Source organism: Rhizobium gallicum bv. gallicum R602sp (assembly GCF_000816845.1).
Taxonomy (GTDB): domain Bacteria; phylum Pseudomonadota; class Alphaproteobacteria; order Rhizobiales; family Rhizobiaceae; genus Rhizobium; species Rhizobium gallicum.
In genome coordinates this window covers 2,037,923-2,062,816 of record NZ_CP006877.1, presented here as the reverse complement: position 1 = coordinate 2,062,816, position 24,894 = coordinate 2,037,923, and the positions used below count along the sequence as shown (strand labels likewise).

Sequence of the window (24,894 nt, the reverse complement as noted above, 5' to 3'; positions counted from 1 at the left end):
CAAATCCAGTCAATGTAAAATCGTGAAATGGCTGCTCAGAGACGCGGATTGTGTGGCTGAAACAGACGGCCCTTCTCGGCGATGAGGACGAAGACGAGTCCGATGATCGACACGGCGAAATAACCGGAGACCATCGGCAGCGCCGTCCCGTCGAAGGCTTGGCCGATTGCCGCGCCGATGATTGCGCCGCCGATCGTGCTCATGAAGCCGAGGACGGAGGAGGCCGTGCCCGCCACGTGGCCGAGCGGCTCCATGGCGAGCGAGTTGAAGTTCGAGCCGATCCAGCCGAACTGGAACATCGCAATGCCGAAGAAGCCGATGAATAGGAAGAAAGGCATCGGCTGCGGGCCAACGACCTGCACGATCATCCAGAGTGTGTTGACCGCGACGAAACCGAGCAGCGATCCATGCGACAGCCGCCGCATGCCAAACTTGCCGACGAAGCGCGAATTGAGAAACGACGCAATGGACATAAAGACCGCGACAGCGGCGAAGGCGAAGGGGAAATAGACGCCGAGATCGTAGATGCCGACATAGATCTGCTGCGCGGAGTTGATGAATCCAAACAGCGAGCCGAAGATGAAGGTGGTTGCAAGCGTATAGCAAAGTGCGATGCGGTTCGTCAGAACGAGATGGAAGCCGCTGAGGATCGAGCGCGCGGTGAAGGGGCGCATGTTGCGCGGATCGAGCGTCTCCGGCAGGCGATAGAAGGTCCATGCGGCGATTGCCGCCCCCATTGCGGCGATGAAGACGAAGATCATGTGCCAACTCGCAAAGAGCATGATGATCTGGCCGCTCCCGGGCGCGACGACCGGCACGATCATGAACACCATCATGATCAGCGACATGACTTCGGCCATCTGCCGGCCGCCGTAGATGTCGCGGACGATCGAAATGGTGATGACGCGCGTTGCCGCAGAGCCGATGCCTTGGATGAAACGCAAGACGAGTAAGCCGGCAAACGAGGGTATGAAAGCAATCCCAATCGCGGAAGCGATGTAAATCCCCAGACCCACGAGAAGCGGCAGGCGACGGCCGAAGCGGTCGGAAATCGGGCCATAGAAGAGCTGAGCGCCGCCGAAGCCGAGAAGATAGGACGAGACGACGAATTGCCGGTGGTTTTCGCTTTCGACGCCCAGATTGGCGCCGATCTGCTGCAGAGCCGGCAGCATGATATCGATTGCCAGCGAATTGGTTGCCATCAAAAAGGCGGCGAGCGCGATGAATTCACGCTTGCCCATGGGCCTCTGGCCCGCGGACACGGCTTGAGACGAATCTGTCACAATGAAAATCCCATAAACAGGTCAAGGCGCTGTTGAGCACAGCGCCTTGAACTCGAATTAGAGCAGATTTGGAAACCGGACGGACGCCCGGTGACCTGTCAGGCGGCGCGAACCGTCACGCCATTTTCCTGGAAGTGCTGCTGTAACTCGCCGGCCTGGAACATTTCCCGCACGATGTCACAGCCGCCGATAAACTCGCCCTTCACGTAAAGCTGCGGGATTGTCGGCCATTTCGAATAGTCCTTGATGCCCTGGCGGATTTCCGAATCGGCGAGCACGTCAATGCCCTTGTAGTCGACACCGAGGTAATCGAGGATCTGGACGACCTGGCCGGAGAAACCACACTGCGGAAACTGCGGCGTGCCCTTCATGAAAAGGACGACATCGTTCGTCTTGATTTCGTTGTCGATGAATTCGTTGATACCGCTCATGGGACCTAATCCTTTCAACAGGCAGGTTAAAGGCCTGCCGTTTCAATCGTGAGCCTTAGATAGCATGTGACGGCTCAAATTCCAGCCGCCAAAATCAAAAAAAGATAAGCATGCTTACGGTGGATGATGGCACGATGGCGGAAGGCCTAGCGGCTGCGCTGCCTGCTGCGGGCAGTGGCAGTGCGGCGTTTGCTGACCTGTTTGCGGGCGGGTTTATTCGCCGTTGAGCCAGTGCGGGTGAAGCGACCGGTCGTGGAAGAGCGTGTCTTTCGCTTCTTTCGCTTGGTGGTGGTTCGGAGCGCAGTTTTCTTGAGGATTTCCTTGAGCACGGTCTCGACAACGCCGCTCACGAGTTCCTTCACGATATCAGCCATTCAAACCCCTCCAGCACCCAAACGCTTTCGTGGCTATTGAAATCCCGATGCTTTCGGTTAGCAAGCGCTCTTCAACAGCACGAGAGCCTTTTCCGCCACATTTCACATGCATGCGCGTTTTGCGAATTGGCGGGCCGAGCTCGCCGGAAAGATATTTATGGAATTGATCAAGAAGAGGGTGGTACTTCACTTCCCGGGTTTCGAACCGCTGGACGGGGAGGCTCACCGGGCCCGCTACGAGCGAGCGGCCAGACAAAGCGGAAAGGTTTGGGGCTTCCAGGCGCAGCTAGCCGAAATAGACGATTGCTACGAGTTTGCGAAATTCGACGTACTCGCTGCGTCCGATTTCTGGCAGACCGCAAGCAGGGTTCATGTTTTCGATCATGACGTGCTCGTACGGCATCTTAGCGCCAAGCCGGCGGCAAAGCGCATAGTCGACGGCTTTGCCGCCTGCGGCCGCATCATCGTGGACGGGGGATTGGCCGGCTATTTCCGTCATGCCTGGCGCTTCGGCCTTTTCTTCATCTTTCCGTTCGTGCTGATGCTGCTCGGCCTCATGCTGATGGCCACGATCGCTTCGGCACCGATGGGCTTCGGCCTCGGGATTTGGCATATCGTCTGGAGCCTGCCGGCGGCGGCTGGCTTCTTCGTCTATCTCTTCCTACCTTTCGCCGAACGCTTCTACGCCCTGCATCTCTTCGCGGATTGGGAAATGGCGGTTGCGCTCGGGCGCATGGATCGCCCCGAGGTCGACGCATGGCTCGTACGCTGTGCGACTGCGGCGCGCGAGGCGCTGCTGGAGGATGCTGACGAATATGTGATCTCGTCGCACAGCATGGGCTCGAGCGTTGCCGCACATGTCGTCGGTTTGCTCCTTGAGAAGGAGCCGGAAATCTTCGACGGCAAGCAGGTCGTCTTTGCTTCGCTTGGTTCGGCGGTGCTGCAATGCGCTCTGCTGTCACCCGCAAAAGCGCTGCGCGCCCATGTCGGGCGGATCGCGTTCTGCCGGTCCGTCTCCTGGCTCGACGTGCACTGCCTGACGGACGCCATCCATTTCTACAAGGTGCCGGTTGTCGCTGCAGCGGGCCACCCGGACGCACCGCAGGCAAGAATGCAGTTCATCCGCGTCAAGCAGATGCTGACGCCGGAACACTACAAGAAGATCAAGCTGGATTTCCTGCGGGTGCACCGGCAATACGTGCTGGGGCCGGACCTGCGCGCAGCCTTCGATTTCACGCTGCTGACGGCCGGACCGGTGCCTGCCGCTCTTGTCGCCGATGGCGGACTGCAAAAAATGCCCGGCTTGTGACCGGGCATTCCAATAATCGAAGCATCATTCCGGGGCCGATGTCTGCAACGCCAGTGCGTGCAGGATGCCGCCCATGTTTCCTTTGAGGGCCTCATACACCATCTGGTGCTGCTGGACGCGGCTCTTGCCCCGGAAGGCTTCGGCCACGACTTCGGCGGCGTAATGATCACCGTCGCCCGCAAGGTCGCGGATCGTCACCTTGGCACCGGGTATCCCGGCCCTGATCATGTCTTCGATGTCGCCGGGTTTCATAGCCATGATCGTAACTCCTTGCACATCATTCCGCAGCGACAAGTGCCTCTGCGCTATCCATGAATTCAGGGAACCACGATTCATGGGCGTTGCGCAATTGCTGAATGGGGAGCGACAAAAGATCATCGACAACGAGGTCGCTGCCGGCAAGCGTGCCGAGACGGCGGAAGGGCACGCCGGCGCCTTCCGCATTGGCGCAGACGAAACCGGCGACGTCGGGTTTGACCGCGATGACGTAGCGTGCCTGGTCTTCCCCGAAAAGGAGGGCATGCGGCGCGCCCTTGCCTTCGGCAAGCGTCACCATCAGGCCCTTGCCCGATGCCATCGCCATTTCCGCGAGCGCCAGGGCGAGGCCGCCGGAAGAGATATCGTGGCAGGCGGTGACCTGGCCGTTGCGGATTGCCGAACGAACGAAATCGCCGTTGCGGCGCTCGGCGAAGAGATCCACTTCCGGCGCCGGACCATCGATGCTGCCGACCACATCGCGCAGGTAGATCGAGGAGCCCAGATGGCTGCCGTCGGTGCCGATCAGGATCAGCTGGTCGCCATCGGATGCGCCACCGATGCACGCCATCGCCTGCCAGTCCGGCAGCAGGCCGACGCCTGCGATCGTCGGGGTGGGCAGGATCGCGATGCCATTCGTCTCGTTGTAGAGCGAGACGTTGCCGGAAACGATCGGGAAATCCAGCGCACGGCAGGCTTCGCCGATGCCTTTTACGGCTTCGACGAACTGGCCCATAATTTCCGGCTTCTCCGGATTGCCGAAATTAAGGTTGTCGGTCGCAGCCAGCGGCTCGGCTCCCGTCGCGGTGATATTGCGCCAGCATTCGGCGACGGCCTGCTTGCCGCCTTCGAACGGATCGGCCTCGACATAACGCGGGGTGACATCGGACGAGAAGGCAAGCGCCTTTGTCGGATGTCCTTCGACGCGGACAACGCCGGCGTCGCCGCCCGGAAGCTGCAGCGAATTGCCCTGGATCAGCGTATCGTATTGTTCGTAGACCCAGCGGCGGCTGGACTGGTTCGGCGAGCCGACGAGTTTCAGCAGCGCCTTACCATAATCGTCCGGTGCTGATACGAGCTCAGCGGGGAGGGGAGCGCGCTTACCGGATTCCCGCCAGGGGCGATCGTATTCCGGCGCCTGGTCACCGAGGTCCTTGATCGGTAGATTGGCGACTTCTTCGCCCTGATGCACGACGCGGAAGCGCAGGTCGTCGGTGGTCTTGCCGACGATCGCGAAATCCAGGCCCCACTTGACGAAGATCGCCTTGGCGACCGCCTCCTTGTCCGGCTCGAGGACCATGAGCATACGCTCCTGGCTCTCCGAGAGCATCATCTCGTAGGCGGTCATCTGCTCTTCGCGGACCGGAACCCTGTCGAGTTCGAGCAGGATGCCGAGATCGCCCTTGGCGCCCATTTCGACGGCCGAGCAGGTGAGGCCGGCCGCACCCATGTCCTGGATGGCGATGACGGCACCGGTCTGCATCAGTTCAAGGCAGGCTTCCAGCAGGCACTTCTCGGTGAAGGGGTCGCCGACCTGGACGGTCGGGCGCTTTTCCTCGATCGACTCGTCGAATTCGGCGGAGGCCATCGTCGCGCCGCCGACGCCGTCGCGGCCGGTCTTGGCGCCCAGATAGACGACCGGCAGGCCGACGCCCTTGGCTTCCGACAGGAAAATGGCATTCGACTTCGCGAGCCCCGCCGCAAAGGCGTTGACGAGGATGTTGCCGTTGTAGCGGGCGTCGAACTCGACCTCACCGCCGACCGTCGGAACGCCGAAGGAATTGCCATATCCGCCGACACCGGCGACGACGCCAGCGACGAGATGGCGCGTCTTCGGATGATCCGGTTCGCCGAAACGAAGAGCGTTCATCGCTGCGATCGGGCGGGCGCCCATGGTGAAGACGTCGCGCAGGATGCCGCCGACGCCAGTCGCAGCACCCTGGTACGGCTCGATATAGGAGGGGTGGTTGTGGCTTTCCATCTTGAAGACCACACAATCCCCGTCGTCGATATCGACAACGCCCGCGTTCTCGCCTGGGCCCTGGATGACACGCGGCCCCTTGGTCGGCAGCGTGCGCAGCCACTTCTTGGAAGATTTGTACGAGCAGTGCTCGTTCCACATGGCCGAAAAGATGCCGAGTTCGGTGAAGGTCGGCTCGCGGCCGATCAGGTCCAGTATCCGCTGATATTCATCCGGCTTCAGGCCGTGGCTGGCGATGAGTTCGGGGGTGATCGGGCGGGTATTGGATATGGTCATGAGCTCTCGAAAAGTCCCTGCCGTTGCGCGTTTTGCGGTGTCCTTTAACCTATGTAAGGGCGGCACGCGACAGGAAAATGCCCACGGTCAACAAAGAGCGGACGAAGTGCCTTTGAGGCCCAAGCGTTCGCTTAGAATTTATACCCGATCTGAACGCCTGCGCGCGTCATGCCGTCATTCGGACCGTCACAAAGATCTGCGTGCGAGGAATGGGCAACTTGCGCCGTTACGTTCCAGTGGGTGTCGAAACGGTACCCCAGGCCAACATATTCATGAAATAGCAGTCGGCAGCCGAGTGCCGGCCCATCGCCGTCGTCATCGAGATCGCCGGTGTGGATAAGGCCCCCAAAACCGGCTTCGGCAAAAAGCTTGTCATTGATATCGGCGGTCCAGGAAAGGCCGGTGAAGACTTGGGTCGCTTCGCCCCCGGTTCCGGTCGACGTGCCGAGGTGAATGCGGGGGCGCACCAGCTTTTGGCTCCAATCGGTAGCGAAATCGGCGCCGAAGGGATCGAAGAATGCCGTAACTTCGGGGAAAACGCCGTCCTCACGCTCGTTGCCGCCCTGGGTCGAGGTTGACGCGCCAAAACGCAGTTCATCGAAAATTCGTTCCTCCGCATGTGCGGATGCAGAGACGTCCGACACGTCGGCGATCAATGACGCCAGCAGAATACTCAAGGAACGCAGCACCAACCCGCGGTTAGGGATCGTCATCCGGTGTCCTCCTTGTTCCGCGCCAAGGGGAACGGGAGAATTGGTAGCATGAGTCGCTGCCAAGCCAGCAAGGCGTCTTATGTTCATGCTGACGTCAACGCGGCGGTCAACATCCTAGCGGCTTGAACACGGCCATCGAAGGCGGTTAAACCCCCGCCCGAGAACGTGAAAGGGCGGCCCGAGCCGCCCTTCAAAATCCCCGTCCCTTCGGGCGCGGAAGATGTTAAATTTCGCCGACATAGGCCGAGCCGCCGCCTTCCAGCAGGCTTCTCAAAATGATCAGGCCGTTTTCAAGCGCGTCCTTGCTCTTCGGCGAGGAGAAGCCGATGCGCACGCGGTGATAGACCTTGTCGGCGCGGGCTGCCTTGAACTCATCCTCGTCATCGACCAGCACGCCATCGCGAAACGCGGCGTTCTTGAAGGTGCCGGACATCCAGGGATCGGGAAGCTTCAGCCAGAGGAAGGGTACATGCGGGTGTGATTCGAAATCGAACCCGTCCAGCAATTCGCCGACGAGCCGCTCTCGTACGGCAAGTTCGGTGATACTTGCCTTGCGCATGGCATGGGCGATGCCGCTTTCGACGAGGCGTGCGCAGGTCTCCGCGAGAATGAAGGGCAAGCCACCGGTGATCATCTTGTGCGTGACTTTGATTCGCTGGGCAAAATGCGGCGGGCAGGCGACCCATCCACCGCGGACGCCGGCCGCGACCGATTTGGAAAGCCCGTTGACGAGGAAGGTACGGTCGGGCGCTAGCGACGCCAGCAAAGGGATTTCGTCACCCGTCATGCCGCCATAAAGGTCGTCCTCGATTAGCCAGACGCCATGCCTGCGGGCCGTCGCAGCAATCGCGGCGCGGCGTTCATAGGGCATGGTTGCGAGCGTCGGGTTGTGCGCGGTTGGCATCAAAAAGGCGAGCTTGGGATGCTGCTGCTGGCATAGCCGCTCGAAGTCATCAGGAAGGACGCCGTTCTCGTCGGAATCGACGGTGATCGTCCGTCGACCCAGCAGGCGGGCGCTGCGGCTCACCTGCGTGTAGCTCAGGTTCTCAAAGACGATCTTATCGCCGGGCGAGGACACGGCCGAGATGATCGACACCGCGGCCGCATGGGCGCCCAGCGTCGGAACGATATTCTCCGTCTCCGGCGTCCAGCCATTTCGCGCCAGCCACCTCTGCCCGGCCAGGAACCAATTTTGTGGGAAATTGCGGGAGTAGGAGGATATCTCCGAAATGTTCTGCTCCCCGATTTCGGCGAGGATCTGACCGATAATGCGGCCCTGGCCGAGATCGGGAGCCGCGGTGGTGTCGAAGCGGATCTTGTTTGCCGGCGCGTCGAGAACCCGCGTGCCGCCAAGCGAAATCGTCAGCGGATCGGCCTGTTCGCTCGGCGCCGTCTCCGCGCGATCAAGCACATAGGTTCCACGCCCGACTTCGCCCGCCACCAGTCCGCGTTCGTGCACCAAAGCATAGGCCCGGCCGATTGTGCCGATCGTCACGCCGATATCATAGGCAAGGTTCCGCTGCGGTGGCAGTTTGCTGCCCGCGGGGAGGGCGCCGCTGGCGATGGCGGACTCGATGCTGTCCGCCAGGCGCATATAGACTGGGCCGGAGCCGCGCGAAAGATCAGGGAGCCAATTTGTCATGGTAACAATTTGATAGATTGTCACCCTTTGTCTGTCAAGAGTATCAACAACTGTCAGTAACGAAGCGGACCTTCATGACGATGTCTATGAATCAGAAGATCGATCAGCACATTGTATCAATTGTTGCCGTTGGTGAACGGTACAAATTGCAACCCAGTCCGACGGAAGGGCTGCTTGCTAAGATTCAGGAGAGACTGTCTTGCTGGAGCATGAAGCGCGAAGGGCGGCGAGCCCTGCGCGAGATGGCGGATTGGCAGCTGCGCGACATCGGGCTTTCGCCGGCAGATGCTGCGAAGGAAATCAGCAAATCGCGTTTCTGGGATTGATCAGCGGCAGGTTTTGCCGCCGCTGGACCAGCGGGTCACGTCGCCAGCAATACGGGTGGAAACCGGCTCGGACATCATCGGTCCGAAGGCCTGGAGGCGGGCTGGGTTGCCTTCTGCCTGAACAACGAGCAGCGGCCTGCCTTCCGGGCTGTTCTTGTGGACAACCAGGATTCGTGGGCGGCCCGTGAAGGAATTGAGTTCCGGCGCCAGGCGGTAGGCTGAAAATGCAGCATCACCGGATTTGAACCAGCACGAATTGGCGCCGACGGCAACGCGCTCCATGGTGGAAAGAGCGCTGCGATCCGGGCCGGAGGCGGGTGCCCTGGACTGGCACGACGCGATGAAAATGCACAGCGTGCTTGCCGCCGCAACCGCTGCGATATTCGTGGAAGGGCGCATCAATCTTGCTCCGGTGGACCTCTTGAAGCGTCTTACGCGCCGAAGGTTAAGCAGCGATTACGTCGAGCGCCGAAGCAAACAGCCCGCGGCCGTCGGAACCGCCATGGGCTGCTTCGATTAGGTTTTCCGGATGCGGCATCATGCCGAGAACGTTGCCCTTGGCGTTCATCACTGCGGCAATGTCGTTGATCGAACCGTTCGGGTTTGTGCCTTCCGCATAGCGGAAAACCACCTGGCCATTGCCTTCTATCTCAGCCAACGTCTCGGCATCCGCGAAATAGTTGCCGTCGTGGTGGGCGACCGGGCAACGTATGACCTGACCCTTGGCATAGGCGCGGGTGAAATCCGTATCGGCGTTGGCGACCTCAAGCTTGATCTCGCGGCAGACGAACCTCAGCGAGGCGTTGCGCATCAGCGCGCCCGGCAGCAGGCCGGCTTCCACGAGAATCTGAAAGCCGTTGCAGACGCCAAGAACCTTGACGCCTTTTTGAGCCTTGCCGACGATAGCCTGCATCACCGGCATGCGGGCCGCGATCGCACCGCAGCGCAGATAATCGCCATAGGAAAAGCCGCCCGGAATGACGATCAGATCGACGTCGGGAATGTCGGTTTCCGTCTGCCAGATTGTCACCGGCGCGTGGCCGGAAATTTTCGTCAGCGCTGCGATCATGTCGCGATCGCGGTTGAGGCCCGGAAGTTGAACGACGGCTGATTTCATGGGTGCGGTTCAAACCTTGCTTGTGCTTCTGCCAATTCTCGAAGTTCGAGACGATTTTTAATGCGACCCAGGCGATCAAGTACCTGGCTCATCGTGCCATGCAGATTGTTGTGTCGCCTGCATGTCAGCCATCACCTTCTCCGCAACCGTCAGTCGAGAGAAATAGTATAATTTTCGATCACCGTGTTTGCGAGTAGTTTTTCGCACATGGCCTTGAGGTCGGCTTCAGCCTTAGCCTTGTCAGCGCTTTCGAGCTCGAGGTCGAAGACCTTGCCCTGGCGGACATGGCCGATGCCTGTGAAGCCGAGGCCGCTCAGCGCGCCTTCGATTGCCTTGCCCTGCGGATCGAGAACGCCGTTTTTCAGCGTGACGGTTACACGAGCCTTGATCACTTCTTCTTCCCTGTCTTTGACCAGAACGACTTACTTGACCAAAACCGGGCCGGTGCCGCGCACAGGCTCGTTTTCGTTGATGATGCCGAGGCGGCGCGCGACTTCGGAATAGGCTTCGAGAAGCCCGCCCATATCGCGGCGGAAGCGGTCCTTGTCCATCTTCTCGTGGGTTTCGATGTCCCAGAGGCGGCAAGAATCGGGCGAAATCTCGTCGGCAAGGATGATGCGCATCATGTCGCCTTCGAACAGCCGTCCGCATTCGATCTTGAAATCGACAAGCTGGATGCCGACGCCAAGGAAGAGGCCGGTCATGAAGTCGTTGACTCGGATGGCGAGCGCCATGATGTCGTCGAGCTCGGCAGGGTTTGCCCAGCCGAAGGCGGTGATGTGTTCTTCCGAAACCATCGGATCGTCGAGAGCATCGGACTTGTAGTAGAATTCGATGATCGAGCGCGGCAGAACCACGCCTTCCTCGATGCCGAGGCGCTTGGCCAGCGAACCGGCAGCGACGTTGCGCACAACGATCTCGAGGGGGATCATCTCCACTTCCCGGATTAACTGCTCGCGCATGTTGAGCCGGCGGATGAAGTGCGTCGGGATGCCGATCTTGTTCAGATGGCTGAAGATGTATTCCGAAATGCGGTTGTTCAGAACGCCCTTGCCATCGATGACTTCGTGTTTTTTCTTATTGAAGGCTGTGGCGTCATCCTTGAAGAACTGGATCAAAGTCCCCGGTTCCGGTCCCTCATATAGAATCTTGGCCTTGCCCTCGTAGATACGGCGGCGACGGTTCATTTTAGTTGTTCTCTGTCGTTGGCGCTCTTGGGATAGCGCGAGTGGATGGATCTCGTGGCGTCCCCATAAAGGAAAAGAGAGAGTTTCACAATGCGCCTGTCACTCCTTCCCCGGATTCCAGATATGTAGGAACGCGGCCCAAGAGAATCGAAGACTTTCTGGAGATAAGCTTACAGTTTTTTGTGATGCGGTGGAATCAAAGCCGCCAGCACGGCCGCTTATGCAGGCTTTATTTGCTGCGGTTGCTTTTGATGTGCTGGCGAAGAACACCCTGAAGGGCGTGGGCGTCGCCGTCGTGCCGCCGCCAGCCCGCATTGCGTACAAAAGCCGGAATCTGCATGGCCGGCATCGGCCGGGCCAGGGCATAGCCTTGGAGCATGTCGCAGCCGAGATCGCTAAGGATGCGGACATGATCCATGCTTTCGACACCCTCGGCCGTGACGAGGATGTTCAGCGAACGGCCAATATCGATGATCGAACGGACGAGCTTTCTCTGCTCGGCCGACTGCGGCAGCATGCGGATCAGCTCCCGGTCGATCTTCAGCGTGCGAGGACTGAGTTTGAGCAGGCTGACGATCGAGGCATGACCGGTGCCAAAGTCGTCGATCTCGATATCGATCCCGAGCTTGCGCAATTGCCTGAGATTGGTCAGGACTGCATCATCGCAATCGTCAAGCGATATCGATTCCAAGAGCTCGAAGGAGAGGATCCCCGGCTCGATCTTCTGCACCCGCAGCTTCTTGCCAAGGCCCGGATCGGCCAGGCGCCTAGAGGAGACATTCACCGAAAGCTTCGGTGTGACGAAACCGTCTCTTGCCCAGGCGGCGCGATCAGCCAGCCCTTTCTCGAGGATCAGGCCGTCGATCGCTGAGACGACGTCAAGATCTTCGGCAATCGTCAAAAAGTGGCCTGGTGTCAACAATCCGTGCTCCGGATGCCGCCAGCGTGCCAGCGTCTCCACGCCGGCAACCTCCAGCGTCTGGGCATGAAACTGCAATTGATAGAAGGGAATGAATTCGTTGCGCTCCAGTCCGAGCAGCATTTCGTCCGACAGGCGCTTCGCCGCGATGATGGTGCGGCGGGCGTCCTTCGAGAAGAATTCATGGCGGTTGCGGCCTGCGCCCTTGGCGCGGTAAAGCGCAATATCGGCGTTGAGCAACAACTGCTTTGCATCGAGGTCCTTGCCGCTTTCTGCGGCAATGCCGATGCTGGCGCCGAAGCGACAGTCATGGCCTTCGTAGCGGACCGGCTTGCTGAGTTCGCGGATGATGCGAGCTGCCATATTGGAAAGCTTCTTCGGAGAACTGTCGATCGTGCAAAGTACGACGAACTCGTCGCCGCCGATGCGCGCAACGAAATCGCTGGCGCGCACGCTCTCCTTCAGCACCCTGGCCGCGTGTTTCAACATGGCGTCGCCGGCGCGGTGGCCGAGGGTGTCGTTGATCTGCTTGAAACGATCGAGGTCGATATGCAGGATCGCGAGCGTCAAGCCATTCTCGCGGCATCCGGCGGAACGCTCATCGAGCATGCGGTCGAGATAGCGGCGGTTGGGCAGTTCCGTGAGATAATCGTGAAGCGCCAGATGCTCGATGCTTTCCCTGGCGGCTTCGAGTTCCTGATTGCGGGCTTCCGCGAGATCCTTTGCCTTCTGCAGATCGTTGCGAAGACTGACCTCTTCGGTGACATCCCAGTTTGCGCCGATGAGTTTGCGGTTGCCGTCGGCATCCAGGAAGAAAGCCGAGCGGGAGCGAATGACGCGTTCGGCGCCATCGCCGCGGATGATACGAAACTCCTGCAGCAGGCCGCGGTCTTTTTCGAGACTTGCGTCTAGGTTCTTCAGCGTGCGCTCGCGGTCGTCCGGGTGCAGCGCCTGCTCCCATGCCTCGCTCAGCTTTACGCGCGGCGTGCCTTCAAGCCCGTACATCGCCAGCAAGCGGTCGTCCCACTCGACTGTTGCGGCGTTGAGATCGGCTTCGAAAACGCCGATGCGCGAGATTTCGAGAGCGAGATCCAGCCTGCGCGACAGGTGCTCGAGCATCTCCTCGGATCGCTTGCGGGCCGTGATGTCCGTATCCGTGCCGACGATGCGGGCAGGAGCGCCGTTTTCGTCCCATTCAACGCAGGCGCCGCGGCATTCGATCCAGACCCAGCCGCCGTTCTTGTGGCGCTCCCGGTATTCGAACACGTGATAATCCGGGTCCCCTGCGATCTGCTTCTCAATGGCCATGATGACGAAGTCGCGGTCATCGGGATGAAGAAGCTTGAGCCATTCCTCGTAGTCTCCGTCGGCCTCCTCGTGCGGAGCCATGCCGCGGATTTCTTTCCATGTATCGGAGTAGTATTTGGTGCCGATTAGGTTGTTGTGGTCCCAGACGCCGAGGCCAGAGCCGACGAGCGCATAGTTCCAACGGCTCTCGCGCTCCGCCAGATCGGAGGTATCCGGTGCCTGCTTCACCGCAAGCTTGTTGTCAGTATCGATCGCGCTGACCTGTTTTCGCTGCTTCACTGCGCACTCGCTCAATTCGCGTGCAGGCAGTCTGAAGTCATTGAATAAAATAACGGTTAAGCGGTGCCTGAAAGACGCGGAAAACTTTCGGTTTGCCAGGGCCTACGGCTTCAGGCGGCTCAGGAACTGCGCGAAGACCATCGTTCCCTCCGGCCAGGGGCCGTGGCCTGACTCCGCGTTGATATGGCCGGATTCACCAGCGTCGATCAGAAGCGAGCCCCAGCTTGCGGCAACGTCATCGGCATGCTCGTAGCTGCCGAATGGGTCGTTGCGGCTTGCCACTGTGATCGCAGGGAACGGCAGCGGATCGCGCGGGTAGGGACCGAAGGTCATGAGGTGCTTCGGGCGGATCTTCGGGTTGGCGACATCGGGCGGTGCCACGAAGAAAGCGCCGGCCACCTTCTTCCTGAAATGCGGGATCGCATGGATCGCCGAGGGTATTCCGAGCGAGTGGGCGACAAGGACGACGGGGCGGGACGAGGCGTTCACCTCCTCGGCGATGCGGGCGACCCAATCTTCGCGGACCGGTTTTGACCACTCCGCCTGTTCGACGCGCCGTGCGGTGCTGAGCTTTGCTTGCCAACGGGTCTGCCAGTGGTCGGGGCCGGAATTCGTGTAGCCAGGGATGATGAGAATATCGACGTCAGAAGCTTTCATGATCCCGCCGATGTGAGAAAGCTTGGCCGTTCTGTCAAGGGAAAGCGCGACAACGGCAGTGAAATTCGTTATGATCGCGCCATTGCCGGTTGCGGTTTCTCGTGTCGGCTGCGTCAATGCCGATGCATTCCCGCCGCCGGCCGATCGGCTTACGGAGGAGAAAGCCATGTCGGCATTTCATGTTATGACAGGATCAGGCGAGCGCTACGCACGTCTCGCTATCAACAAGATCAGCACCGCAGACGTCTTCGACGCGTTGCGTCGCGGGCTGGACGATTTTCGCGAAAAGCCTTCCCATTACGTGTTCTTATGCCTCATGTATCCGATTGCTGGCATTTTTCTTGCTCTTTTGTCATCGGACGCAAACCTTCTGCCGATGATCTTTCCGCTGATGTCCGGGTTTGCGCTGATCGGGCCGATTGCCGCCATCGGGCTCTACGAAATCAGCCGCCGCCGTGAGGCGGGTCTCGATACGTCGTGGAGGCATGCGCTCGAAGTCAGGCAATCGCCGGCCTTGCCGTCGATCATCGTCGGCGGGCTGCTTTTATTCGGCTTCTTCATCGTCTGGCTCGTCGCAGCGCAGACGCTCTACACGAACCTGTTCGGCGATGTTTTCCCGCGGTCGATCGAAGTATTCACCTCGCAGATTTTCGGCACGTCCGAAGGCATGCAACTGATCATCTGGGGCAATCTGCTGGGGCTCGTCTTCGCCATCGTGGTTCTGGCGACGACCGTCGTCACGTTTCCCTTGCTTCTCGATCGCGATGTAGGGCTGGTGGCTGCTATGGCTGCTTCGATCCGCGCAACTGTCGTCAACCCGGTACCGGTCATGCTGTGGGGCCTGATCATTGCTGCGGCGCTGGTCATCGGCACGATTCCGCTTTTTGTCGGGCTGGCGCTGGTGATGCCTATCCTCGGCCACGCAACATGGCATCTCTACAGAAAACTGGTCACGCCTGCATAAGGCACGATGCAGTCTGTGCGTTAAGCGAGCGGAACCTGCAACCTCCTTCAAAGTTAATCTGACGATGTCTTTGAAGGAGGTTTCCATGCCAGCATCGCGGCACGTTTTTACCCGCTTTGCCACCAACGTGTCCGAATGGGCGGGGAAGCCGGCCATCTTCGTTCTCGCGGTCGCGGTCATCATTGTCTGGGCGGTGTTGGGGCCGTTCTTCGACTATTCAGAAACATGGCAGCTGATCATCAATACAGGCACGACGATCGTGACCTTCCTCATGGTTTTCGTGCTGCAGAACGCGCAGATGCGCGACACGCGTGCCATCCAGGCCAAACTCGATGAACTCATCCTGACCAGCCATGCCGAGAACCGCTTCATCGGTATCGAAAACCTCGACGAGGAGGATTTGAAACATCTAGACCGGCTGGTGGCGAAAGCCGCCAGAGGAAAAGGCCGCACGGAGGCGAGCAATGTGTCGCAGGCGGTTGAAGGACGCCGCAAAAGATCGCAGGGAAGCAAACGCGCTGCACCATCGCGCAAGAAAAAATGACGACGGCGCCGTTGCTCCGGCGCCGTTTTCGAATGCTGCGGGGGGTTAGCCGAAAACGCGCTTGAAGATCGTGTCGACGTGTTTGGTGTGGTAACCGAGGTCGAACTTCTCTCGGATATCATCTTCCGAAAGTGCCGCACGGACTTCCTGGTCGGCGAGCAGTTCTTCGAGGAAGTCCTTGCCCTGTTCCCAGACCTTCATGGCGTTGCGCTGCACGAGGCGATAGGCGTCCTCGCGGGAAACGCCGGCCTGGGTGAGGGCCAGGAGAACACGCTGCGAATGGACAAGGCCGCGGAACTTGTTGAGGTTCTTCTCCATGTTCTCGGGATAGACCACGAGCTTTTCGATGACGCCGGCCAGGCGGTTCAGGGCAAAATCCAGCGTAATCGTCGTATCCGGGCCGATGGCGCGCTCGACACTCGAGTGGCTGATATCGCGCTCGTGCCACAGCGCCACGTTTTCCATTGCCGGCACGACCGACATGCGCACCAAGCGGGAAAGGCCGGTGAGGTTTTCGGTCAACACCGGGTTACGCTTGTGCGGCATAGCAGACGAGCCCTTCTGGCCCGGCGAAAAGAATTCCTCGGCCTCCAGAACCTCGGTGCGCTGCATGTGGCGGACCTCGATCGCGATGTTCTCAATCGACGAAGCGATGACGCCGAGTGTGGCGAAGAACATCGCATGGCGGTCGCGCGGGATGACCTGGGTCGAGACCGGCTCAGGCGTGAGGCCGAGCTTGGCGCAGACATGTTCTTCGACGCGCGGGTCGATGTTGGCGAAGGTGCCGACAGCGCCGGAGATCGCACCGGTGGCAATCTCGGCGCGTGCGGCGACGAGGCGGGCGTGGTTGCGGCCCATCTCTGCATAGAAGCGGGCGAGGGTGAGCCCCATGGTGGTCGGCTCGGCGTGGATGCCGTGGCTGCGGCCGATGCGGACCGTGTCCTTGTGCTCGAAGGCGCGCGTTTTCAGCGCTGAAAGTACGCGATCCATATCGGCGAGCAGAATGTCGGCGGCGCGCACCAGCTGGATGTTGAACGTTGTGTCGAGCACGTCGGACGAGGTCATGCCCTGGTGCACGAAACGGCTGTCCGGTCCGACGAATTCGGCAAGATGCGTCAAGAAGGCGATGACGTCATGCTTTGTGACGGCTTCGATCTCGTCGATCCTGGCGACGTCGAATTCTGCCGCGCCTCCTTTTTCCCAGATCGTCTTTGCGGCTTCCTTTGGAATGACGCCGAGTTCGGCCAGCGCGTCGCAGGCATGTGCTTCGATCTCGAACCAGATGCGGAACTTGGTTTCGGGCGACCAGATGGCGACCATCTCTGGGCGGGAGTAACGCGGGATCATGGCTCACTGCTTTCGTTGCGAGGAAGACTTTCTGGCGCCCCTGTAGCAAAGACGCGCGGTAATCTCAACGCATGCGTTTTGCAAGCGCGTAGCTGGTTACAAGCAGGCAGACGAGGCCGAACGGCAAGAAGAGCCGCAGACCGAGGACCAGGAACTGATAGACGGCGTTCGCGCCGGTGAAGATGAACTGATAGGTCCATACCAGGCTGCCGAACGGCGCATGCCAGCGCGAATAGAAAATGCGGTAGTCCATTGAAAAGAGAAATGCCGTCATCAGCATCGTGCCCGCCGTCAGGCAGACGAAGAAGGCGGCAAAGCGCGTGTCGATCCGGCGCCGGTAGGCGAAGAAGCGGCCGATCGGCAGCATGAAGGGCCAGGAGAAAAGGCCGCCGGCGAAATAGAGAAGCGCCAGTTCGGCCGCGTGTTCCGTCTCGAAGCGATTGCGCATGTAAAGCGCCGACATCGCCGAAGCCATCATCATGAGGCCCCAAAGCGCGGCGCCGCCAAACAGCTCCAAAATGGGTGGTCTGGCAGCGCGTATTCGGTCCATCGTCAACGATATGCCAATGTCATGAGCGCCCGGCTTTTGCAGCGCTTCGCAGGTCGCTGATGGCGCTGCGGTAGGCTTCGACGGAGGCGCCCTTGAAGATCGCCGAACCGGCGACGAGCACATTGCAGCCCGCCTTGCCAACGATCGGTGCGGTCTCGATGGTGACGCCGCCGTCGACCTCAAGCTCGATCGGCCTGTCACCGATTAGGGACTTCGCGGCTGCAATCTTTCTGGCCATCGCGGGAATGAATTTCTGGCCGCCGAAGCCGGGGTTCACCGACATGATGAGGATGAGGTCGACGTCGTCGAGAACGTTCTCGATCGCCGACAGCGGCGTTGCCGGATTGACCGTCACTCCAACCTTCTTACCGAGATTGCGGATCGTCTGCAGCGAGCGGTGAAGATGCGGTCCTGCCTCAGCATGAACCGTGATGCGGTCGCAGCCGGCCTTGGCGAAAGCCTCCAGATAAGGATCGGCCGGCGAGATCATCAGGTGGCAATCGAAGGTCGCGTCCGTATAGGAGCGCAACGACTTGATGACGTCGGCGCCGAAGGAGATGTTCGGCACGAAATGGCCGTCCATGACGTCGAGGTGGATCCAGTCTGCGCCTGCCGCCGTCACATCGCGTACTTCCTGTCCGAGCTTGGCAAAATCCGCAGCCAGAATGGAGGGGGCAATCCGGATCGGCAGGGTCATGGCACTCTTCTTCCTCCGTGGGGAACTTGCGGCGGTTTAGCAGGGCTCAATCGAACGGGCAACAGCATCGACGCTGCACTCGTGAACTCTGTGTAAACGGCATTCTCGTCTCGGGTTAATCGCCGGACGCGGCGGGCGCGGCGAAAATGCCGCGGCGCCATTCCAGCAGCCTGTAAGGGTTCTCCGAAAGCTCGTGGCCAGCCGTGAACGTCAGATCGCCGATCGGCGTAGAGAACCTCGTGCCTGCGAGTTTTTCGGCCACCGTCTTTCCTTCTGCCATGGCGGCCGTTGCCGCCTGCTGCGCGACGGCCGCTGCTGCGGCTGCCGGCAGGACATAGCCTTCAGGCTCGATGCCTTGCGCGCGCAACTCCGCCGCTGCGGCTTGTGCGGGCTGCAAAGTGTCGAATTCCGGCATGGTGACGGCACGCACGCCGTCCGGAAGCGGCAGCGGCTGGTTTGCCGCGCGCATTGCATCTCCGCCTAAAATAGCGAGCGGAATCTTCTCAGCTGCGGCATCTCGGGCGATGACTGCGACGTCGGCGCGGTCGCCGCCGATGAAAACCTTGGTGGCGCCGGCCTTCTTCAGGCGGCGGACGAGGGCGATCTGCTGATCCTGACCCGGGCGATAGGTGTCCGTAAAGACGGGCTTCAGCCCTTTTTCCTCAAGTGCATTCCGGATGGCCTCGGTCAGTTCGCGGCCATGGATGGTGCCGTCCTCGATGAGGGCGATCGGCGCTGCCTCCCAGTCGTTGAGCATCGCTTCGATGATGCGTGCGGCTTCGGCGCCATCGGCCGGCGCCAAACGAAACAGCGGCCAACCGTTCTTCAATGCGTCTTCCATCAGGATGCGTGCGCGCACCGAGACGGTGATCGCCGGAATGTTTGCATCCTTGAGCTTCGGCAATGCACTTTCCAGCGTTTCGCTGCAGAGAAAGCCGATTGCGACTTGTACCTTGGCGTTTACCAGCGCATCGGCAATCGCGGCACCACTGTTTTCCTCACAGGGCTCGTTGATTGTGACGACCGTATTGCCATCCTTGGTGATCTGATAGTTCGCTCCGGCGAATACCTGGGCGCCAAGCTGCTGCAGGTTGCCGCCCTGGGGGGCGATGACGCCGATCGTAACGCCCGCGGCATGGCTTTCGGCTGCTGCAAGAAACAGCATCGAAAAAGCCGCTATGCCACGCAGAATACTCATGAAAATCGCCGGTTCCCTGTCGCCCTTCATGCCCTTTTAGCTGCCCGGCGGCAATCGTCAAAGAAAAACAGGCGGAATGCGCCGCATTTCGTCGGCTTCATTGTAGAAAAGGTAACCGATGCCATCCATATTAGCGGCACGAGAACAGGCGGCGCGGCCGCAGGAGACCGCATTTGTTGAACAGGCAGCCGATCGATCCCCAGCTTTATCGCGATGCCATGAGCCGTTTCGGCGGTCATGTGCAGCTCGTGACGACGGTGCTTGGCGAGACACGCCGCGGGGTGACGATTACCGCGGCCTGTTCGGTATCCGACGATCCGGCCTGCGTGCTCGTCTGCCTCAACAACAGCAATCCGAAGAACGACATCTTCTTCCAGAGCGGCATTTTCGCGCTGAACACGCTTGGCGCGCACCATCAGGCGCTGGCCGACGCCTTTTCCGGACGCACGCCGATGAGCAACGACGAGCGGTTTGCGACCGGCAAGTTCGACAAGCTCGTCACCGGTGCGCCCGTGCTCTGGGATTCGCTTGCCTCCTTCGATTGCAGGGTGATGGAGATCAAGGAGATGTCGACCCACCACATCATTTTCGGTGAGGTCGTGGCCGTGCGTTTCAACGAAACAAAACCGGCGCTGCTCTATATGAACCGCGACTATCACACGCTATAACTCCCTTAAAAGGGAGGAGACATGCCCGATCATCCGCTGCCGCCCGCGTCTATCGACGAGACGATCGCCATGCTGGCAAGAGAGGATTATCTCGCAGGCCGGTCGCTGGCGACGGTCCTCTTTCTCGCCCTGAAGATGAAGCGGCCGCTGTTTCTCGAAGGAGAGGCCGGCGTCGGGAAGACCGAGATCGCGAAGGTGCTGTCGAAGGCGCTCGACCGGCCGCTGATCCGGCTGCAATGCTACGAAGGCCTCGATGTCGCATCCGCCGTCTACGAGTGGAACTATCCGGCGCAGATGCTGGAGATCCGGCTTGCCGAAGCCTCTGGATTGACCGATCGCGGCCGTATCGAATCCGATATCTTTTCCGAGCGCTACCTCATCCGCCGCCCTGTGTTGCAGGCGCTTTCGTCTGCGGAAGGCCGTGCGCCGGTCTTCCTAATCGACGAACTCGACCGTACCGACGAGGCTTTCGAAGCCTTCCTGCTGGAAGTGCTCTCGGATTTCCAGGTGACGATACCCGAGCTTGGGACCATCAAGGCCGCCGAGCCGCCGATCGTCATCATCACGACCAACCGGACGCGCGAAGTGCACGACGCGCTGAAGCGCCGGTGCCTCTATCACTGGGTCGATTATCCGGAGGCCGCGCAGGAACTGGAGATCATCCGCCGGAAGGTGCCCGGCTGCAACCAGGCTCTCTCCCAGCAGATTATCGCCTATGTGCAGAAGCTGCGCACGCTCGATCTCTTCAAGAACCCCGGCGTGGCAGAGACGATCGACTGGGCGACGGCGCTGACCGAACTCGACCGTCTGGCGCTCGATCCGGAGACCATTTCCGACACGATCGGCACGCTCCTGAAATACCAGGACGACATTGCGCGCATTCATGGCGGCGAAGGCGCCCGTGTGCTGACCGAGGTCAAGGACGAGTTGAGGGCAGCGGGTTAAAGATGAAAACACAACCGGCGCAGGATGGGATCGTCGTTCCGCCGCCGCCGGCCGAGGGGCGCTTTGCCGACAATATCGTCTTCTTCGCCAGAGCGCTGCGTAACGCGGGGCTCAAGATCGGTCCGGGATCCATTGCCGATGCTATCGAAGCGGTCGAGGCGATCGGCATGGGTTCGCGCGAGGAATTCCACGCGGCGCTCTTTTCGGTTTTCGTCAAACGGCACGAGGACAAGCCTGTCTTCGACGAAGCCTTCCGGCTTTTCTGGCGCTCCCGCGATCTCGTGGAGAAGATGATTGCGATGATGTTGCCACAGGCGCCCGACAACCGTGAAAGGGAAAAGGCAAAGGCGGGCGAAACGCGCGCCAGCGATGCGATTCTCGGTGATCGGCCCGACAAGCCCCCTCGTGACGAGCCGGATATCGAGATTGACGCGCGGTTCACCACCTCCGGGAACGAAGTCTTTCGCCGGATGGATTTCGCGCAAATGTCGGCGGCGGAAATTGCGTTGGCGAGAAAAGAATTGGTCCGGCTGCAACTGCCGCTCGACAGCGTTCCAACTCGGCGTTTCAGGCAATCGCGTGTTCACCGGCAGGTCGATCCACGCGCGACGATGCGCTCGGCACTGCGCACCGGTGGGTCGCTGATCCTGCCGCGCTATCGCGAAAAGAAAGAGATCCAACCGCCTTTGGTGGTGCTTGCGGATATTTCAGGCTCGATGAGCCAGTACACCCGCATCTTCCTGCATTTCCTGCACGTGCTGACGGAGAGCCGACGCCGTGTCCATACCTTCCTTTTCGGAACGCGGCTCACCAATGTCACCAGGCAGATGCGCCACAAGGATCCGGACGAGGCACTGAACGAATGTGCCGCCGCGGTGAAGGACTGGTCGGGCGGCACTCGTATCGGCGAAACGGTGAGGGAGTTCAACCGGCTGTGGGGACGCCGCGTCCTCGGGCAGGGCGCGTTGGTGCTGTTGATCACCGACGGGCTGGAGCGGGAAGGCATCGAATTGCTGGCCGAAGAAATGGACCGGCTGCACCGATCCTGCCGGCGGCTGATCTGGCTGAACCCGCTTCTGCGCTTCGAGGGCTTTGAGCCGCGGGCTCGCGGCGTTCGCGCCATGCTGCCGCATGTTGACGAACTCCGTCCGGTTCACAATCTATCATCTTTGAACGACCTTGCTGTGGCGCTCGATGCGGGCAGATCCCCGGCGCACGATCCCCGGCGCTATCTCGACAGAATGAGAGGTTTTGCATGAGCGAGACGTCTTTCGGCCTCGATCCGCTGATGACGGCGGAGGAATGGATGAAAAGCGGCCGCAGTGTGGCGATCGCGACAGTGATCGAAACATGGGGCTCGGCGCCCCGTCCTGCCGGCAGCCATCTGGTAGTCGATGGTGACGGCAATTTCGAGGGCTCGGTCTCCGGCGGTTGCGTCGAAGGTGCGGTGATCGCGGAGGCGATGGACGTCATCGGCGACGGGAAGGCGAAGATGCTGGAATTCGGGGTTGCCGACGAGACCGCCTGGCGCGTCGGACTATCCTGCGGCGGGCGCATCCGCGTCTTTGTCGAAAGGCTTGCCTGATGGACGCCGCCAATCTGGAGCGGCTGAACGCCGCCCGCCGAGCACGCAAGGCCGTGATGCTGGTCACCAACTTGGAGCATGGGACGGATCGCGTGATCGTCGAAGGCGGGCCGGTCGATGGCGCACTGAGCGATACCGTCGCTGCGGCATTCCGCTCCGGCAAGTCCGGCATCTGCGACATCGATGGCGGCAGGTACTTTCTGAACGTGCACCTGCCGCCAGCCCATATCGTCATCATCGGCGCGGTTCATATTAGCCAGGTCCTGGCGCAGATGGCGGCGCTTGCAGGCTTCGATGTCCGCATCATCGATCCGAGAACCGCCTTTGCAACGCCGGAGCGTTTCGCCGGCATAGATCTCACCGCCGACTGGCCGGTCGATGTGCTGAAGGACCGTCCGCTCGATGCCTATACCGCTGTCGTCGCGGTCACGCATGATCCGAAGATCGATGATTTCCCGATCGCCGAGGCGCTTCGAACGGGCTGTTTCTATGTCGGTGCGCTCGGCAGCCGCAAGACCCACGGTTCGCGCCTTGAGCGACTGAAGAAGGAGGGTTGTTCCGACGGCGAACTGGCGAGGATCAATGGCCCTATCGGGCTTGATATCGGCGCCTCCAGCCCGGCGGAGATTGCCGTTGCGATCCTTGCGCAGATCATCCAAACCTTGCGCTCGCGCGACGTCTCCTCGCCGAAAGGTGACAAAGCATGATCTTTGGCGAATTCGATGTCGGCGGTGCGGAAGGGCTCATACTCGCCCATTCCGTCAAGATGCCGGATGGGACTCTACCCAAAGGCCATGTGGTTGACGCTGTCGACGTCGAGCGGCTGAAGAACTCGGGCATCGAGAAGATTATTGCCGCACGCCTGGAGGACGGCGATCTAGGCGAGGACGAAGCGGCGGCACGGCTGAGTGAGGCAATCGCGCCTGATCATCTCCGCTTTTCGGAGGCTGCGACCGGCCGCGTCAACATCTATGCCGTGGCGGACGGGCTTTTCGTGGCTGACCGGGAGGCCGTCGATCGCCTGAACCGCATCGATCCGGCGATCACGCTCGCCTGTCTTGCCGATCATACACGTGTCAGCGCCGGCGATATGGTGGCGACCTTCAAGATCATTCCCCTGGCGGTTCCGGGCGCGAAGTTAATTGCCGCCTGTGCGGAGCTTCGCGCAAATGGGCCATTTCAGGTGAAGCCGTTTGCCGATCATGCCGTTTCGCTGATTGCCACGGAACTGCCTTCGCTGAAAGTGTCGGTGATGGACAAGACGGCGCGCATCCTTGAGCGGCGGTTGGCTGCTTGCGGCAATCGTCTGCTGCGGGAGCGGCGCGTGCCGCATGAGACCAAGGCTCTTGCCGCTTCGATCCAGGATATCATGAGGATCCCGGAGAAGGTGCCGAAGCTCGTCATCGTCTTCGGTGCCTCGGCGGTCATCGACGCGGCAGATGTCATTCCGCAGGCAATACGCGAGGCGGGCGGGCGTATCTTGAGCGTCGGCATGCCCGTCGATCCGGGAAATCTGATGGTCCTCGGCAGCATCGGCGAGACTTATGTCGTCGGTGCGCCTGGTTGCGCCCGCAGTCCGAAGGAAAATGGTTTTGACTGGGTCCTCGACCGCATTCTGGCCGGTGAAGAGCCGAGTGCGCATGAGGTGACCGGGATGGGCGTCGGAGGCCTGCTAATGGAGATACAATCGCGGCCGCAGCCGCGCGATGTGCCTGCCAGGAAACGCGCCGACGCTTCCGTTGCGATCGTCCTGCTTGCCGCCGGCAGGGCGCGCCGCATGGGCGAGGGCGGCCAGCACAAGCTTCTTGCGGAATTTGATGGCATGCCGCTGATGCGCCGCTCGGCATCCATTGCTGTTGCCAGCAGGGCTTTATCGGTTGTGGCCGTAACGGGGCATCGCCGTGCTGAGATTGAAGCAGCACTTGAAGGCTTGAACGTGCAGCCGGTCTTCAACTCCGATTATGCCTCCGGCATGGCAAGCTCTCTCGCGGCCGGCTTCGCACATGCCCATGCGAACGGCGCCGAGGGCGTCCTTGTCATGCTTGCTGACATGCCGGGGGTCTCGACGGCGGACCTCGATCACTTGATCAGCGCGTTCGAGCAGGCCGAGGGCCGGGCGATCGTTCGGGCGGTCTGCGGAGGCAAACGCGGAAATCCGGTCATTCTGCCGCGATCATTGTATCATGCAGTGCTTTCACTCGAAGGCGATGTCGGCGCGCGCCACATCGTCGAGACGGCGCGGCTGCCGGTCGTCGATGTCGATATCGGCGAGAGTGCGCATCTTGACGTGGATACGCCGGAGGCTATTGCCGCAGCAGGCGGCATATTGAAGGAATAGC

Annotated in this window: 27 protein-coding genes; 10 read left to right on the top strand and 17 right to left on the bottom strand. The window is 60.6% G+C overall.

Annotation, left to right across the window (positions count from 1 at the left end):
• Positions 1–35: 35 nt before the first annotated feature.
• The 3 genes from RGR602_RS10335 to RGR602_RS10325 form a co-directional block, all read right to left on the bottom strand.
• A complete protein-coding gene (locus RGR602_RS10335) occupies positions 36–1,241 on the bottom strand; it encodes a multidrug effflux MFS transporter (RefSeq protein WP_039845023.1) in 1,206 nt (401 codons plus the stop codon).
• 140 nt (positions 1,242–1,381) lie between these two features.
• Positions 1,382–1,714 (bottom strand): Grx4 family monothiol glutaredoxin, encoded by a 333-nt coding sequence (gene grxD / locus RGR602_RS10330; protein WP_039845022.1) that lies wholly within the window; start codon positions 1,712–1,714, stop codon positions 1,382–1,384.
• Positions 1,715–1,860: 146 nt separating this feature from the next.
• On the bottom strand, positions 1,861–2,088 hold the full coding sequence (locus RGR602_RS10325; RefSeq protein ID WP_039845021.1) for a hypothetical protein: 228 nt from the start codon (positions 2,086–2,088) through the stop codon (positions 1,861–1,863).
• Positions 2,089–2,245: 157 nt separating this feature from the next.
• On the opposite strand from RGR602_RS10325, the gene RGR602_RS10320 reads away from it, so the two are divergent.
• Positions 2,246–3,397: a hypothetical protein gene (locus tag RGR602_RS10320; protein ID WP_039846778.1), complete on the top strand. Its 1,152-nt coding sequence runs from the start codon at positions 2,246–2,248 to the stop codon at positions 3,395–3,397.
• A 24-nt stretch (positions 3,398–3,421) separates the two neighbouring features.
• On the opposite strand, the gene RGR602_RS10315 is transcribed toward RGR602_RS10320, so the two are convergent.
• From RGR602_RS10315 to RGR602_RS10300, 4 genes are all read right to left on the bottom strand, one after another.
• Entirely contained in the window at positions 3,422–3,655 is a 234-nt protein-coding gene (locus RGR602_RS10315; RefSeq protein ID WP_039845020.1) for a BolA/IbaG family iron-sulfur metabolism protein, read from the bottom strand.
• 19 nt (positions 3,656–3,674) lie between these two features.
• On the bottom strand, positions 3,675–5,909 hold the full coding sequence (gene purL / locus RGR602_RS10310; protein ID WP_039845019.1) for a phosphoribosylformylglycinamidine synthase subunit PurL: 2,235 nt from the start codon (positions 5,907–5,909) through the stop codon (positions 3,675–3,677).
• A 131-nt stretch (positions 5,910–6,040) separates the two neighbouring features.
• The gene (locus tag RGR602_RS10305) at positions 6,041–6,622 is read right to left on the bottom strand and encodes an acyloxyacyl hydrolase (protein WP_039845018.1); all 582 of its coding nucleotides are present in this window, start codon (positions 6,620–6,622) and stop codon (positions 6,041–6,043) included.
• 223 nt (positions 6,623–6,845) lie between these two features.
• Positions 6,846–8,264: an aminotransferase-like domain-containing protein gene (locus RGR602_RS10300; protein WP_039845017.1), complete on the bottom strand. Its 1,419-nt coding sequence runs from the start codon at positions 8,262–8,264 to the stop codon at positions 6,846–6,848.
• 86 nt (positions 8,265–8,350) lie between these two features.
• On the opposite strand from RGR602_RS10300, the gene RGR602_RS35125 reads away from it, so the two are divergent.
• On the top strand, positions 8,351–8,590 hold the full coding sequence (locus RGR602_RS35125; RefSeq protein WP_223843994.1) for a DUF1127 domain-containing protein: 240 nt from the start codon (positions 8,351–8,353) through the stop codon (positions 8,588–8,590).
• Here the strand turns inward: RGR602_RS35125 and RGR602_RS10290 are convergent, their stop codons facing one another.
• The 6 genes from RGR602_RS10290 to RGR602_RS10265 form a co-directional block, all read right to left on the bottom strand.
• The gene (locus RGR602_RS10290; protein ID WP_039845016.1) at positions 8,591–8,989 is read right to left on the bottom strand and encodes a lipoprotein; all 399 of its coding nucleotides are present in this window, start codon (positions 8,987–8,989) and stop codon (positions 8,591–8,593) included.
• Between the two features lie 46 nt (positions 8,990–9,035).
• Complete coding sequence (gene purQ, locus RGR602_RS10285; protein WP_039845015.1) at positions 9,036–9,707, bottom strand: phosphoribosylformylglycinamidine synthase subunit PurQ; 672 nt, start codon at positions 9,705–9,707, stop codon at positions 9,036–9,038.
• Positions 9,708–9,856: 149 nt separating this feature from the next.
• Positions 9,857–10,099, bottom strand: coding sequence for a phosphoribosylformylglycinamidine synthase subunit PurS (purS, locus tag RGR602_RS10280; RefSeq protein ID WP_039845014.1), 243 nt, complete (start codon positions 10,097–10,099; stop codon positions 9,857–9,859).
• A 30-nt stretch (positions 10,100–10,129) separates the two neighbouring features.
• Complete coding sequence (gene purC, locus RGR602_RS10275; RefSeq protein ID WP_022715264.1) at positions 10,130–10,894, bottom strand: phosphoribosylaminoimidazolesuccinocarboxamide synthase; 765 nt, start codon at positions 10,892–10,894, stop codon at positions 10,130–10,132.
• 229 nt (positions 10,895–11,123) lie between these two features.
• Positions 11,124–13,373 (bottom strand): bifunctional diguanylate cyclase/phosphodiesterase, encoded by a 2,250-nt coding sequence (locus RGR602_RS10270; RefSeq protein ID WP_039846776.1) that lies wholly within the window; start codon positions 13,371–13,373, stop codon positions 11,124–11,126.
• Positions 13,374–13,502: 129 nt separating this feature from the next.
• A complete protein-coding gene (locus RGR602_RS10265; protein ID WP_039846775.1) occupies positions 13,503–14,057 on the bottom strand; it encodes an RBBP9/YdeN family alpha/beta hydrolase in 555 nt (184 codons plus the stop codon).
• A 166-nt stretch (positions 14,058–14,223) separates the two neighbouring features.
• Between RGR602_RS10265 and RGR602_RS10260 the strand changes: the two genes are divergently transcribed.
• Positions 14,224–15,021 (top strand): DUF2189 domain-containing protein, encoded by a 798-nt coding sequence (locus RGR602_RS10260; RefSeq protein ID WP_039845013.1) that lies wholly within the window; start codon positions 14,224–14,226, stop codon positions 15,019–15,021.
• 85 nt (positions 15,022–15,106) lie between these two features.
• Positions 15,107–15,565: a low affinity iron permease family protein gene (locus RGR602_RS10255; RefSeq protein ID WP_039845012.1), complete on the top strand. Its 459-nt coding sequence runs from the start codon at positions 15,107–15,109 to the stop codon at positions 15,563–15,565.
• A 45-nt stretch (positions 15,566–15,610) separates the two neighbouring features.
• On the opposite strand, the gene purB is transcribed toward RGR602_RS10255, so the two are convergent.
• From purB to RGR602_RS10235, 4 genes are all read right to left on the bottom strand, one after another.
• Complete coding sequence (purB, locus tag RGR602_RS10250) at positions 15,611–16,912, bottom strand: adenylosuccinate lyase (protein WP_039845011.1); 1,302 nt, start codon at positions 16,910–16,912, stop codon at positions 15,611–15,613.
• Between the two features lie 64 nt (positions 16,913–16,976).
• Positions 16,977–17,462 (bottom strand): hypothetical protein, encoded by a 486-nt coding sequence (locus RGR602_RS10245; RefSeq protein ID WP_039845010.1) that lies wholly within the window; start codon positions 17,460–17,462, stop codon positions 16,977–16,979.
• A gap of 19 nt (positions 17,463–17,481) precedes the next feature.
• Positions 17,482–18,159, bottom strand: a complete 678-nt coding sequence (rpe, locus tag RGR602_RS10240; RefSeq protein WP_039845009.1) for a ribulose-phosphate 3-epimerase — start codon at positions 18,157–18,159, stop codon at positions 17,482–17,484.
• 115 nt (positions 18,160–18,274) lie between these two features.
• On the bottom strand, positions 18,275–19,357 hold the full coding sequence (locus RGR602_RS10235) for an ABC transporter substrate-binding protein (protein ID WP_039846774.1): 1,083 nt from the start codon (positions 19,355–19,357) through the stop codon (positions 18,275–18,277).
• A gap of 173 nt (positions 19,358–19,530) precedes the next feature.
• On the opposite strand from RGR602_RS10235, the gene RGR602_RS10230 reads away from it, so the two are divergent.
• The 6 genes from RGR602_RS10230 to RGR602_RS10205 are packed head-to-tail and all read left to right on the top strand — an operon-like array spanning position 19,531 to position 24,893.
• Positions 19,531–20,025 carry a flavin reductase gene (locus RGR602_RS10230; protein ID WP_039845008.1) on the top strand — a complete coding sequence of 165 codons (495 nt, stop codon included), beginning with the start codon at positions 19,531–19,533 and terminating at the stop codon, positions 20,023–20,025.
• Between the two features lie 21 nt (positions 20,026–20,046).
• Positions 20,047–20,970 (top strand): AAA family ATPase, encoded by a 924-nt coding sequence (locus tag RGR602_RS10225; protein WP_039845007.1) that lies wholly within the window; start codon positions 20,047–20,049, stop codon positions 20,968–20,970.
• A gap of 2 nt (positions 20,971–20,972) precedes the next feature.
• Positions 20,973–22,229 carry a vWA domain-containing protein gene (locus RGR602_RS10220; RefSeq protein ID WP_039845006.1) on the top strand — a complete coding sequence of 419 codons (1,257 nt, stop codon included), beginning with the start codon at positions 20,973–20,975 and terminating at the stop codon, positions 22,227–22,229.
• Positions 22,226–22,555, top strand: coding sequence for an XdhC family protein (locus RGR602_RS10215; RefSeq protein ID WP_039845005.1), 330 nt, complete (start codon positions 22,226–22,228; stop codon positions 22,553–22,555). Before RGR602_RS10220 ends, RGR602_RS10215 begins: the two co-directional genes overlap by 4 nt.
• The gene (locus RGR602_RS10210; RefSeq protein ID WP_039845004.1) at positions 22,555–23,262 is read left to right on the top strand and encodes an XdhC family protein; all 708 of its coding nucleotides are present in this window, start codon (positions 22,555–22,557) and stop codon (positions 23,260–23,262) included. Before RGR602_RS10215 ends, RGR602_RS10210 begins: the two co-directional genes overlap by 1 nt.
• Positions 23,259–24,893 (top strand): NTP transferase domain-containing protein, encoded by a 1,635-nt coding sequence (locus RGR602_RS10205; RefSeq protein WP_039845003.1) that lies wholly within the window; start codon positions 23,259–23,261, stop codon positions 24,891–24,893. The genes RGR602_RS10210 and RGR602_RS10205 overlap by 4 nt, the downstream gene beginning before the upstream one ends.
• Position 24,894 lies beyond the last annotated feature (1 nt).